This window comes from Burkholderia pseudomultivorans, assembly GCF_902499075.1.
Classification (GTDB): domain Bacteria; phylum Pseudomonadota; class Gammaproteobacteria; order Burkholderiales; family Burkholderiaceae; genus Burkholderia; species Burkholderia pseudomultivorans.
The window spans coordinates 124,628-136,555 of record NZ_CABVPP010000005.1 but is presented as its reverse complement, the minus strand read 5'-3'; the positions used below and the strand labels follow the sequence as shown (position 1 = coordinate 136,555).

At 68.3% G+C, this 11,928-nt stretch carries 11 protein-coding genes; 5 read left to right on the top strand and 6 right to left on the bottom strand.

The window, feature by feature from the left end:
* The first annotated feature begins 77 nt into the window (after positions 1-77).
* The 4 genes from BST28156_RS06270 to BST28156_RS06255 all read left to right on the top strand — a co-directional run bounded on the left by BST28156_RS06270 (position 78) and on the right by BST28156_RS06255 (position 3,710).
* The gene (locus tag BST28156_RS06270; RefSeq protein WP_059513019.1) at positions 78-725 is read left to right on the top strand and encodes an outer membrane lipoprotein; all 648 of its coding nucleotides are present in this window, start codon (positions 78-80) and stop codon (positions 723-725) included.
* Between the two features lie 330 nt (positions 726-1,055).
* Positions 1,056-1,268: a hypothetical protein gene (locus BST28156_RS34655; protein WP_009694509.1), complete on the top strand. Its 213-nt coding sequence runs from the start codon at positions 1,056-1,058 to the stop codon at positions 1,266-1,268.
* A gap of 238 nt (positions 1,269-1,506) precedes the next feature.
* The gene (locus BST28156_RS06260; protein ID WP_009694510.1) at positions 1,507-2,013 is read left to right on the top strand and encodes a GNAT family N-acetyltransferase; all 507 of its coding nucleotides are present in this window, start codon (positions 1,507-1,509) and stop codon (positions 2,011-2,013) included.
* 338 nt (positions 2,014-2,351) lie between these two features.
* On the top strand, positions 2,352-3,710 hold the full coding sequence (locus tag BST28156_RS06255) for an aspartate aminotransferase family protein (protein ID WP_174901726.1): 1,359 nt from the start codon (positions 2,352-2,354) through the stop codon (positions 3,708-3,710).
* Positions 3,711-3,777: 67 nt separating this feature from the next.
* Here BST28156_RS06255 and BST28156_RS06250 read toward each other — a convergent pair whose 3' ends face one another.
* The 5 genes from BST28156_RS06250 to BST28156_RS06230 form a co-directional block, all read right to left on the bottom strand.
* The gene (locus BST28156_RS06250) at positions 3,778-4,980 is read right to left on the bottom strand and encodes a serine hydrolase domain-containing protein (protein ID WP_174901763.1); all 1,203 of its coding nucleotides are present in this window, start codon (positions 4,978-4,980) and stop codon (positions 3,778-3,780) included.
* 83 nt (positions 4,981-5,063) lie between these two features.
* Positions 5,064-6,266 carry a serine hydrolase domain-containing protein gene (locus tag BST28156_RS06245; protein WP_174901725.1) on the bottom strand — a complete coding sequence of 401 codons (1,203 nt, stop codon included), beginning with the start codon at positions 6,264-6,266 and terminating at the stop codon, positions 5,064-5,066.
* A 50-nt stretch (positions 6,267-6,316) separates the two neighbouring features.
* Positions 6,317-7,732: a dihydropyrimidinase gene (gene hydA / locus BST28156_RS06240; protein WP_174901724.1), complete on the bottom strand. Its 1,416-nt coding sequence runs from the start codon at positions 7,730-7,732 to the stop codon at positions 6,317-6,319.
* A gap of 8 nt (positions 7,733-7,740) precedes the next feature.
* Positions 7,741-8,469, bottom strand: a complete 729-nt coding sequence (locus BST28156_RS06235; protein ID WP_174901723.1) for a maleate cis-trans isomerase family protein — start codon at positions 8,467-8,469, stop codon at positions 7,741-7,743.
* A 30-nt stretch (positions 8,470-8,499) separates the two neighbouring features.
* On the bottom strand, positions 8,500-9,798 hold the full coding sequence (locus tag BST28156_RS06230) for an MFS transporter (RefSeq protein ID WP_060240413.1): 1,299 nt from the start codon (positions 9,796-9,798) through the stop codon (positions 8,500-8,502).
* Positions 9,799-9,969: 171 nt separating this feature from the next.
* On the opposite strand from BST28156_RS06230, the gene BST28156_RS06225 reads away from it, so the two are divergent.
* Positions 9,970-10,686: a GntR family transcriptional regulator gene (locus BST28156_RS06225; protein ID WP_060240411.1), complete on the top strand. Its 717-nt coding sequence runs from the start codon at positions 9,970-9,972 to the stop codon at positions 10,684-10,686.
* A gap of 42 nt (positions 10,687-10,728) precedes the next feature.
* Here BST28156_RS06225 and BST28156_RS06220 read toward each other — a convergent pair whose 3' ends face one another.
* The gene (locus BST28156_RS06220; RefSeq protein ID WP_254596348.1) at positions 10,729-11,928 is read right to left on the bottom strand and encodes a M20 aminoacylase family protein; all 1,200 of its coding nucleotides are present in this window, start codon (positions 11,926-11,928) and stop codon (positions 10,729-10,731) included.

The window sequence follows — 11,928 nt, the reverse complement described above, 5'->3', positions numbered from 1 at the left end:
CCATTCCTTATACTCACGCCGAGTTCGCCCTCCGCCGGCAATCCGCTGGCGGACACGTTGCCGATGCAGGAAACATCATGATGCGCATGCCCTCCACGAAGACCGTTCTGTTCGCCTCGCTCGTCGCCGTGGCGGCGCTTCCGCTGACCGCCTGCGTCGCGCCGGGCTACGCGCCGTACGGCGCGCAACCGGGCTATCCGCAGCAGCAATACGCGACGCCCGGCTATGCGCAGCCCGCGTATTCGCAACCTGGCTACGTGCAGCAGCAGCCGGCGTATCCGAACCAGGCGCCGTCGCCATACGATGCGCAGCAGCAATACGGTTCGCAACCGTACAACCAGTATGGCAATCAATACGGCGGCCAATACGGAAACGGCTACGGCACGCAGTACGGCACGATCGCGAACATCCGCCCGATCAACAGCTCGGTCGGCCCGTCGGGCGTCGCGGGCACGGTGGTCGGTGCGCTGATCGGCGGCGTGCTCGGCAACCAGGTCGGCCGCGGCCATGGCCGCGATGCGGCGACCGTGATCGGCGCGCTCGGCGGCGCGGTCGCCGGCAACCAGATCGGCCAGCAGATGGGCGCGGCCCAGCCGCCGAGCGGCTACCGGATCGACGTGCAGGTCAGCGACGGCTCGTCGCGCTCGTTCGACGTGCAGTCGCCGGGCGACCTGCGGCCGGGCGACCGCGTGCGCATCGACGGGAATCAGTTGTCGCGGTATTGATCGCCGGTTTCTGCGAGGCCGAGCGGATGACGTCGCGCACGATGCTTCGCATCGGCGCGACGCGGCTTCGATACCGCCGTTGCGCGCCGGCGTCGACATCGCGCCTCGCTGCCTCCCACGTTTCGCTCCACCCTCCACCCATACCGCTCCGACGCAACTCGATCGTCAGACGATCGGCGCGCCTGTGCGCGGTCTGCCTCTCGCGCAATTGTCCCGGTGCGACGACGTCGCGCCGACCTGCGACAACTCGCGGCGCTCACGCTCGACTTCGACACGCTGTTCTGCCGCGCTCGCCGGTGACATGACATCGGCATTCATGGCGGCCGACAGATGGCCTACGGCACACGGGACTACGCGTACGGAATGCTCGCGAGCGATCCGGCTTCGCCGATAACGTCCGGCATGGCGGCGAGCAATTCGTGTTCAGCCTGTATTTCGACAGCGGAATCGGATACGCCGCACCCGAGCCTCGGCCACATCGACGCCGACGTGCCCGCGTGCTGCTTCGACGACGACGCGCACCGGCCGCGCGATGCGATCTGAACCACGCGGCTGGCCGTATTGCGAACGACGTGCGCCGCAGGACAACTCGCGGCGCGCGTCCATACTCGCGATGTCATGCCGCGCGCCCGCTCCGCGCCCCGCGCCCGCCCCCCGCATCCCCCTCCCAGCCCCCACAGCACCCCGCCCCGTTTCCGTTTAGCATGACCCTGCCCTGCCGCGCATCGCGCCGCAGATTCCGGCCTCTGCCGCATCCTCGACACAACGACACAACAACACGATGATCACGATCCGCCTGCTCGACGCCGCCGACGCGGCCCCGTTCCAGTCCCTGCGCCTGCGCGCGGTCGACACGTCGCCGACCTCGTTCCTGCCGACCCGCGACGAAGAAGCGCTCGTGCCGATCGACGAATTCGCGGCACGGCTCACGCCGACGCACACGCAGGCCGTGTTCGGCGCATTCGACGGCGACACGCTCGTCGGCATCACCGGCGTGCGCCGCGATGCGCGCGCGAAGGTCGCGCACAAGGCGACGATCTGGGGCGTGTTCGTCGACCCCGCGTATCGCGGGCGCCGCATCGCGCAATCGCTGCTCGACAGCGCGACCGCGCATGCGGCGCAAGCCTGGGGCTGCCGCCAGCTGATGCTGTGCGTCAACGCGATCAACGGCACCGCGGAGCGGCTGTATGCATCGCAAGGGTTCGTCCGGTTCGGCACGGAGCCGCGTTCGCTGTTCGTCGATGGCCGCTTCTACGACGAACATCACATGGTGAAGACGCTCGCTTAATGCGATCGGGGCCGGCAACGAAGGTCCGATGTAGACGAGCGAGCGCCCGCTCACTCGCCATGCGAGCAACATAGGCGTCCGCCGCAAACCACGTCGAAGCCGCCGCCGCGGTACGGCACGGCAACCGGAACCACGAACCGGCCAGACTCGGCACCTCGCCAACGTGAGCGCACACCCACGTTCGATGCAACGGCCCACGCCGCCCTTCGCCGGTTTATGCGCAAAAACTTTTAAAAAAGATATCGCGCATCCCCTCCCGCGTCGGTGATTCCGCCCCTGTTCAGCCCCCCGCGCTCCGCGCTATCGTGTCCGTCATCTTCACAGCCCAGGAGCCCAACTTGCGTTCCCGTCACGGAGTCGACCTCATCCGCGCCCGCGCGCTGTTCGACCGCGAGCGCCGTGCATTCACCGAAGCCATGCCGATCTCCCGCGCCTTGTCGGCGGAAGCGGCCGAGCATCTGCTCTTCGGCGTGCCGTTGCACTGGATGCAGGACTGGTCGACGCCGTTTTCGCTGTATGTGAAGGAAGCGCGCGGCGCGACGTTTACCGATGTCGACGGTCATCGCTATGTCGACTTCTGCCTCGGCGACACCGGCGCGATGTTCGGCCATGCGCCCGAACCCGTCGCGCGCGCGCTCGTCGAGCAGGCCACGCGCGGCTATACGACGATGCTGCCGAGCGAGGACGCCGCGTGGGTGTCGCGCGAACTCGCACGCCGCTTCCGGCTGCCGGTCTGGCAGTTCGCGCTGAGCGCGAGCGACGCGAACCGCTTCGTGCTGCGCTGGGCGCGCGCGGCCACCGGCCGCAACACGATCGTCGTGTTCAACGGCTGCTATCACGGCACCGTCGACGACGTCTTCGTCGATCTCGTCGACGGCCGCCCGGTGCAGCGCGACAGCCTGCTCGGGCAATCGTACGACCTGCTCGCGAACACGCGCGTCGTCGAGTTCAACGATCTCGCGGCGCTCGAAGCGGCGCTGAAGAGCGGCGACGTCGCGTGCGTGCTCGCGGAACCCGCGATGACGAACATCGGGATGGTGCTGCCCGAACCGGGCTTCTGGGACGCCGCACGCGCGCTGACGCGCCGCTACGGCACGCTGCTGGTGATCGACGAGACGCATACGATCAGCAGCGGCCCCGGAGGCTATGCGGTCGCACACGGCCTCGAACCCGACATGCTGGTGGTCGGCAAGCCGATCGCCGGCGGCGTGCCGTGCGCGGTGTACGGATTCAGCGCCGAATTCGCGGAGCGCGCGAAGCAGGCGAAGCTGAACGCGCCGCCCGGCCATTCGGGGATAGGCACGACGCTCACCGCGAACATGCTCGCGATGCATGCGATGCGCGCGACGCTGGCCGAAGTCGCGACCGACGCGGCCTACGCGCACATGTTCGAACTCGCCGCGCGGCTCGCGGCCGGGCTCGAACAGGCGATCGCGAAACACGCGCTGCCGTGGTGCGTGACGCGCATCGGCGCGCGCACCGAGTTCCAGTTCGCGCCGACGCCGCCGATCAACGGCACGATCGCCGGCGCGCAGCTCGACAGCGAACTCGAGCACATCGTGCATCTGTATCTGCTGAATCGCGGCGTGCTGATCACGCCGTTCCACAACATGATGCTCGTGTGCCCGCAGACGACGGCTGACGACGTCGACCGCCTCGTCGCGCAGTTCGACGCGTGCCTGGGCGAACTGGCCTGAGCGTGTGCGCATCCGGCTCGCCGGTCATACGGGCCGGACGAAGGCCGGATGCGCACCGCCGCGCCGCTCACTTCGGCAGATCGGTCGGATCGACCTGCGTGCCCGGCACGCCGTCGGCGTGCGCACTCGCCGCGAGTTCCTGCCGCAACGCCGCCTGCGCGTCGTCCGACGCCTGCACGTCGGCACCGCCGTCGAGCGCCGGCAGGATGTAGCCGTTCACCATCCGGCGGAACAGCTTCACGTTCTGCGCATCGCGCAGGCCGCCGTCGATCGGCAGCACGCCCGTCATCACGACCACCGTATTGCGCTTCGGCAGCACCGTGATGAACTGCCCCTTGAAGCCCATCGCGTCGAATTCCGGCTCGCTCTCGACGATGTTGTTGATCCACCAGTAATAGCCGAAATGCGGCGACACACGCGGCGACGTCATCTGCGCGATCCACGCCTGCGGCACGACCTGCCGCCCCTGCCAGCGCCCGCCGTCGAGCACCAGCATGCCGATCTTCGCCATGTCGATCGCGCGCAGCCGCAAGCCCCAGCCGGCCGATACGAGCCCCGTGCGGTCCGCGCGTTCCCAGGCTGCGCGCTGCATGCCCAGCGGCTCGAACAGCCGCGCCTGCGCATAGCGCTCGACCGGCTCGCCGGCGGCCGCACTCAGCATCGCCGACGCGAGAATCGGGTTGACGTCGGTGTACTCGAATACGGTGCCGGGCGCGACCTTCGGCGCCGCCGACGCGGCGAGCTTCAGCCGGTCCGGCGCGGTGTAGTAGATCGGATCGTCCTTCGGGCTGAAGTCGTAATGCAGGCCGCTCGACATCGACAGCACGTGTTTCAGTTCGATGTCGCGCTTGTCCGCGAGCGCGTCGCGCAAGTCGGGACGCCATGCGGCGAGCCGCGCCGCGACCGGTTCGTCGAGCCGCACCGCGCGCTGATCGACCAGGATGCCGGCGACCAGCGACGTCACGGCCTTCGTGACCGAATACAGCTCGTAGGTCGCATCGCGCGACGCGTGCGCGCCATAGCGCTCGAAGATCAGCTTGCCGTCCTTCACGACGAGCAGGCTGTAGACGTCGAGCTTCTGTTCGCGTATCCATCGCGACAGCTCGACGAGCTTGCGCGAATCGACACCGGCCGCCTCCGGCGCGGCGACTTCGATGCCGGTTTCGTTCAGCGGCGGCGGCACGTCGGCCGGCTGCGCCGCTGCCAGCGCCGGCGCAAGCGCGCCGCTGCCGATCAGCAGCGTCGCCATTCGCGCAAGCAGCCGACGCATCATGGGCACGGCACGCGACGCACGCACACTCTCACTCGCACCCGGCACGACCATCGATCGGGCATTCATCTCTGCCATCCTCATCAAATCCCCGGCGCGTCGTTGAAAGCGGCGGCGGTGCCCGGCACGCCCTGCGTCTGCCGGCTGAGCGCCAGTTCGTCGCGCAGCGCCTGCGTCGTGGCCGCACGCTCGACCGGCGGCTGCGCGGGCGTCAGCGCGGGCAGGATGTAGTCGCCGACCATGCGCCGATACAAGTTCAGATACGTGGCATCGCGCAGGCCGCCATCGGTCGGCAGCAGGCTCGTCATCACGACGACCGCGCGCTGCGCGGGCAGCACCGTGATGAACTGCCCCTTGAAGCCCATTGCGCCAAACTCGGGCGTACCTTGCTCGACCACATGATGGATCCAGCAGTAATACCCGTAGTCGGCTGCGGCTTGCGACGGCGTCGTCATCTGCCGGATCCAGCCCGCGGGCACGACCTGCCTGCCGTTCCACTTGCCTTCGTCGAGCAGCAGCATGCCGATCTTCGCCATGTCGACCGCGCGCAGCCGCAGCCGCAGCCCCCAGCCGCCCGCCACCGCGCCCGTGCCGTCCGCGCCGGTCCAGCGGTAATGCGCGAAGCCGAGCGGTTCGAACAGCCGCTGGCGCGCGAACACGTCCTCGCGCTCGCGTGCGGCGATCGACACGGCCGCGCCGGCCAGCACCGGATTCACGTCGATATAGTCGAAACGCGCGCCCGGCGCCGTCGCCGCCCGGCTCGTCACCGCGACGCGCAAGCGGTCGGGCGCGTCGTAGTACAGCGGATCGGTGCCTTCGCGCGTCGTGTAGCGCAGCCCGCTCGACATCGACATCAGGTGCCGCAGCTCGATGTCCTGCTTGTCCGCGAGTTCTCCCGCGAGATCGGGCCGCGCGGCCGCGATCAGCGGCGCGACCTTGGTCGACGGGCCGAGCTTGCCCTCGCCGTCGAGGATCCCGGCGAGCAATGCGGTGACCGTCTTCGTCACCGAATACAGCTCGTAGTTGTTGTCGCGCGACAGGCCGTCGCCGTAGCGCTCGAACACGATCCTGCCGTCCTTCACGACGACGAGGCTGCGCACGTCCATCCGCTCGCGACGCAGCCACGCCGACAGCCGCACGAGCGGCGCCGAATCCACGCCGACCGATTCGGGCACGACGCTCGGCATGTCCTGCGGCGCGTCGCCGGCCGCCAATGCCGGGCCGGCGCACGAACCGGCGACGATCGCGGCGGCCGCGAGGCCGCGCATTGCGTGGGAAACGCTCATCGTTGCTCCTTTGAATACGGGTGCGCGCCGCCCGCGCGGCGCGCCCGCCATCAGTCGAGGCACGGCTTGCCGGCCGGCAGGAATTGCCCGCGCCCCGGCTCGGCCGCGAGCAGCCGGCCGTCCTCGACGAGCAGTTCGCCGCGCGACAGGCAATGGCGCGGCCAGCCCGTCACGTCGACGCCTTCGTACGGTGTGTAGTCGACCGCGTGATGCAGCGACGCATTCGCGATCCGCACGCGCCGGTCCGGATCCCACACGACGATGTCGGCATCGGCGCCGACCGCGATCGTCCCCTTGCGCGGATACAGCCCGTACAGCTTCGCGGGCCGCAGCGACGTCAGCTCGACGAACTGGTGCAGCGACAGGCGCCCTTTGCGCACGCCGTCGAACAGCAGCGGCAGCCGCGTTTCGAGGCCCGGAATACCGTTCGGGATATGGTCGAACGACACGCGCTGACCGCCCGGATGCTTGCCGCACGGATCGTCGTAGTTGAACGGCGCGTGATCGGACGAGAACACCGAGAACACGCCCTGCTGCAACGCCTTCCACACCGCCTGCTGGTTCGCCGGATCGCGCGGCGGCGGACTGCAGACGCACTTCGCGCCTTCGTAACCGTCATCGCCGGGGTGGCCGAGATCGGCGGCCGTCAGATACAGGTATTGCGGGCACGTTTCCGCGAGGATCGGCAGCCCGCGCGACTGTCCCCAGCGGATCTGCTCGATCGCCTCGGCGCCCGACACGTGCACGATCAGGATCGGCACGTCGACGAGCTCCGCGAACGCGATCGCGCGATGCGTCGCCTCGCGCTCGACCACCGCGGGCCGCGCGTGCGCGTGGAAGTGCGGCGCGACGTGTCCGTCGCCGAGCAGCCGCTCGGTCAGCCAGCCGATGCAGTCCGAGTTCTCCGCATGCACCATCACGAGCGCGCCGTGCGCACGCGCCACCGACAGCACGTCGAGCATCTGCCGGTCGTTCAGCTTCAGGTCGTCGTAGGTCATGTACACCTTGAACGACGTGTAGCCGTTCGCGATCAGCCGCGGCAGTTCCTCGGCCAGCACCTGCGGCGTCGGATCGGCGACGATCAGGTGAAAGCCGTAGTCGATCAATGCGCGCCCTTGCGCGCGCCGGTGATAGTCGTCGACGGCCGCCTGCAGCGACTGGCCCTTCGCCTGCGCGGCGAACGGGATCACGGTCGTCGTGCCGCCGCACAGCGCCGAGCGCGTACCGGACAGGAAGTCGTCGGCCATGCGCAGCCCGTCCGGCATCGGCTGGTCGAGGTGGCAGTGCGCATCGACGCCGCCCGGCATCACCAGCATCCCGGTCGCGTCGAGCTCGCGCGGCGCGCGCGGCAGGCCGTGGCCGAGCATCGCCACGCGCCCGGCGCGGATGCCGATGTCGCACGAGAAGCGGTCCGACGCGGTCACGACGTCCGCGCGACGGATCACGAAATCGAGATCGTTCGACATGGCGCGTCCTAGATCACTTCGCTGAACAGACGTCCCCAGCCCTTCACCTGCCGCGTGTCGTAGTCGGCAAGCTGCAGCGATTTCCACACGACGGTCGAGATCGTGTCGTAGATCGGAATGCCGGTCTCTTCCTCGAGCGCCGGCACGAGATGCGCGGCGTTCAGGTTCGTGCAGAAGATCGAGATCGCGCGCGGGCCGGCCGCCGCGACTTCGCGCACCATGTTGCCGATCTCGTCGCCGGTGACTTCGGAGAACGAGAAATTGACCTTCAGGTTCAGGTGGCGCTCGGCGATGCAGTCGAAGCCCGAACGACGGTAGTTGTCGACGATCTTCGTCTGCACGTCGTCGAGATACGGCGTGACGAGGCCGAACTCGTGCGCGTTCGACTTCTGCAGGATCTCGTTGAGCGCGAGCACGGAAGTCGTGGCCGGAATGCCGGTCGCCTCGGTGATCCGCCGGCACAGCCGCTCGTCGGCCTCGAAGCCGAGCCAGCCCGACGACGTGCCGTTCCACGCGATCACGTCGACCTTCGCATCGGCGAGCAGCATCGCGGCCTGGATGATCTTGTCGTCGTCGAACTGGCCGAGCGCCTCGCCCGTCAGCGAGATCTCGGTGACCGGAAAGCGCGCGAAATGCGCGGACACGCCCGGCAGGCCGGAGACCATCGCACTCGTCAGCGGTTCGAGCGAAGTATTCGAGGACGGCGTGAGCATGCCGAGCAGGGTACGTTTCTTCATGGGTTTTCTCTCTACCAGTGAAACGGTCGGTCAGACCGGGAGCTTGTTTTCGTAGTCGATCGCGCTGGAGCATGCGAGCAGGCCGACGCCGGCCGCCGCGAACACCATCAGCGCGAGGAAGTAGGAACCGGTGAACTGCACGATCGCGCCGACGACGATCGGCACCGTGACGCCGCCGATGTTGCCGCCGAGATTCATGAAGCCGCCGAGGAAGCCGATCTTGTCGCGCGTGCCGAGCGACGACGGAATGCACCAGTACAGCCCGCACCAGCGCAGGAAGAACAGCGTCGACGACAGCAGCGCGACGACCACGACGGGGTTCTTCACATACGCGACCGAGAAGATCGACACGGTGGCGACCAGCGCGGCGATGCCGAACAGCGTGCGCATCACGACGTTCGGGCGGCCGCCCGCGGCCTTCCACTTGTCGGCGATCCAGCCGCCGAGCAGTTCGCCGACGAAGCCGCTGAAAAAGATGATGAAGCTCGACCCGCCCATCTGCTTGATGTCGAAGCCGTGCACCTTGTGCAGGTAGTTCGGCATCCACGTGAGCAGCCCGTAGAACACGCTGTTGAAGCACATCCAGCCGAAGAACATGCACCACACCGAGCGGTACCGGAAGAAATCGCGCGAACGGCCCGACGCGTGCGCCGGCTCGGCGGCGAGGTCGCTCGCGTGCGACGCCTCGATGTACTCGGCTTCCAGGTCGTTGACGCCCGGATGTTCGCGCGGCGTATTGCGGATGTACCACCACGCGAGCAGGCCCGCGAGCACCGTGCCGACGCCGGCCACCGCGAACGCGAGGCGCCACGAGCCGAGCAGCGCGATCAACCCGGCGATCAGCACCGCGCCCAGTGCCGCGCCGAGCGGCGCGCCGCCGTCGAGCAGCGTCGCGCCGCGGCCGCGTTCCGTCTGCGTCATCCAGATCGCGTTGAGCTTGCCGCCGGCCGGATAGATCGGCGCTTCGGCCGCGCCGAGGCCGAGGCGCGTCAGCAGCAACGCCGGCGCGTTCGTGCACAGCGCGGCGATCGCCTGGAAGAAGCCCCAGAACACGGTCGCCGTCGCGATCACGATGCGCGGCTTGAAGCGGTCGGCCAGCATCCCGCCCGGGATCTGCATCACCGCGTAGGTCCAGAAGAACGAACTGAGGATCAGACCCTCCATCGCAGGCCCGATGTCGAACTCCTGCGAGATGTACGGCATGGCGACGGACAGCGACGCGCGATCGACGTAGTTGATCGCGATCAGGCTCAGCATCACGACGAATATCTTCCAGCGGACGGCGGACTTGCCGACCGTCAGGGCGGCGACACCGGAGGTTGAAGACATGGACGGACTCCAGGATTGAACGAGGATGGTCGGGACGTCGCGCAACGTTGAGCCGAGTATAGGATTAGAAATTTATAATTACACATGGTGTAAACGATTGGTTTTATTGGAATTATGTTTACGATATCGACACAGCTGGCTGCACCGTGATCGTGATAAGCTTGCACCACCATGAGCCAGACACCCCGCAATCCCCTGCTTCTGCGCACGCGCGGCATGGCCGCCGAGATCGCCGCGCGCCTGCGCGTGATGATCGACGAGGGCGAACTGCCGCCCGGCGCGCGGATCGACGAAAAGGAACTCAGCCTCGCATTCGACGTGTCGAAGACGCCGCTGCGCGAAGCGCTCAAGGTGCTCGTCGCGGAAGGGGCGGTCACGCACCGCCAGTACATCGGTTATCGCGTCGCGTCGATCGACCTCGACGATCTGGCCGCGACGTTCGAGCTGCTGCACGGCCTCGAGGCGATGGCCGGCGAACTGCTGCGGCAGCGGCTCGGCGCGGCGACGCTTGCCGCGCTGCAGGCGAAGCACCGGCGGATGGTCGAGTGCCACGAAGCCGGCAAGCGCATCGAGTATTTCCGGCTGAACCAGCAGATTCACCAGATGATCGTCGACGCGGCCGGCAATCCGGTGCTGTCGGGCATCTATGCGTCGCTGATGTCGAAGGTGCACCGTGCGCGCGGCGCGGCGAACGCGGACACGCTGCGCTGGGCCGAATCGCTGCACGAGCACGACGCGATCATGGCCGCGCTCGCCGATCCCGGCCGCGCGGCGCTGCCGCAGATCCTGCGCAGCCATTCGGAGAACACTGCGCGCGAAGTGCTGGCGATCCTGCACAAAACCACGGGCACGGCCGACGCGCCCGGCCAGCGCACGGCCGAAGCGTGACGGCCCTGCCGCGCCCGCGCGCGGCGCCCCGGAACGCGGCGCTTACGCCGCGCGCAGCGCGAGCCGCGCCACTTCCGCGAAATACCGCGCACCGACCGCCAGGATGTCGTCGTTGAAATCGTAGGTCGCGTTATGCAGCGGCACGCCGCCGCGCCCGGCCGCTTCGCCGTTGCCGATGAACACGAAATTGCCGGGCACGGCCTGCAGGAACGCGCCGAAGTCTTCCGAAATCATCATCGGCTGCACGTCGGCGTTCACCGCGTCGGCGCCGGCGACTCGCGTCGCGGCCTGCACGGCCGTGCCGACCCATTCCGGCGAATTCACCGTCGGCGCGAATTCGTGCGTGTACTCGAACGTGCACGTCGCGCCATGCGTGCGGCAGATCCCTTCGGCGATCTCGCGCATGCGCGTTTCCAGCAGCGCCTGCACGTCGCGCGAATAGCTGCGCGTGTCGCCCTTGATCGTCACCGTCGACGGGATCACGTTGCGCAGCCCGTCCGTGATGAATTCGGTGCACGAGATCACCGCCTGCGCGCCCGGGTCGAGATTGCGCGACACGATCGTCTGCAGCGCGAGCACGACCTGCGCGCCGATCACGATCGGATCGATGCCCATCTGCGGCCGCGCCGCATGCGTGCCGCGCCCGTCGATCCGGATCGTGAAGTTGTCCTCGCTCGCCATGATGCCGCCCGCGCGCGTCGAGAACGTGCCGGCGCGCATGCCCGGCATGTTGTGCGCGCCGAAGATCGCGTCCACCGGAAAACGCTCGAACAGGCCGTCGGCCATCATCGCCTTCGCGCCGCGGCCGTGTTCCTCGGCCGGCTGGAAGATGAAGCGCACCGTGCCGTCGAAGTCCCGGCGCTCGGCCAGCAGCTGCGCGGCGCCCAGCACCATCGACATGTGGCCGTCGTGCCCGCACGCGTGCATCTTGCCCGGCGTGCGCGACGCGTAGTCGCGGCCCGGCGCGTGCTCGGCGATGTTCAGCGCATCCATGTCCGCGCGGATGCCGATCGCGCGCGTGCCGGTGCCGGTCGTCAGGTTCGCGACGAGGCCCGTGCCGCCGATGCCGCGATGCACGTCGAGCCCGAGCGTCGTCAGGATGCGCGCGACGTAGTCGGACGTGTTCACTTCCTCGAAACCCGTCTCCGGATGCTGGTGCAGATGCCGCCGCCAGGTTGTCAGCCGCCCTTGCAGCGTGGTTTCTTCCGTTGCGTCCATCGTGCCTGCCTCGTCGGTCGTCAT

Excerpts from the sequence above, each read along its gene's own strand:
- BST28156_RS06270 (WP_059513019.1), top strand. The coding sequence starts at position 78 with ATGATGCGCATGCCCTCCACGAAGACCGTTCTGTTCGCCTCGCTCGTC.
- BST28156_RS34655 (WP_009694509.1), top strand. The coding sequence starts at position 1,056 with ATGGCCTACGGCACACGGGACTACGCGTACGGAATGCTCGCGAGCGAT.
- BST28156_RS06260 (WP_009694510.1), top strand. The coding sequence starts at position 1,507 with ATGATCACGATCCGCCTGCTCGACGCCGCCGACGCGGCCCCGTTCCAG.
- BST28156_RS06250 (WP_174901763.1), bottom strand. The coding sequence starts at position 4,980 with ATGCGTCGGCTGCTTGCGCGAATGGCGACGCTGCTGATCGGCAGCGGC.
- BST28156_RS06245 (WP_174901725.1), bottom strand. The coding sequence starts at position 6,266 with ATGAGCGTTTCCCACGCAATGCGCGGCCTCGCGGCCGCCGCGATCGTC.
- hydA (WP_174901724.1), bottom strand. The coding sequence starts at position 7,732 with ATGTCGAACGATCTCGATTTCGTGATCCGTCGCGCGGACGTCGTGACC.
- BST28156_RS06235 (WP_174901723.1), bottom strand. The coding sequence starts at position 8,469 with ATGAAGAAACGTACCCTGCTCGGCATGCTCACGCCGTCCTCGAATACT.
- BST28156_RS06230 (WP_060240413.1), bottom strand. The coding sequence starts at position 9,798 with ATGTCTTCAACCTCCGGTGTCGCCGCCCTGACGGTCGGCAAGTCCGCC.
- BST28156_RS06225 (WP_060240411.1), top strand. The coding sequence starts at position 9,970 with ATGAGCCAGACACCCCGCAATCCCCTGCTTCTGCGCACGCGCGGCATG.
- BST28156_RS06220 (WP_254596348.1), bottom strand. The coding sequence starts at position 11,928 with ATGACGACCGACGAGGCAGGCACGATGGACGCAACGGAAGAAACCACG.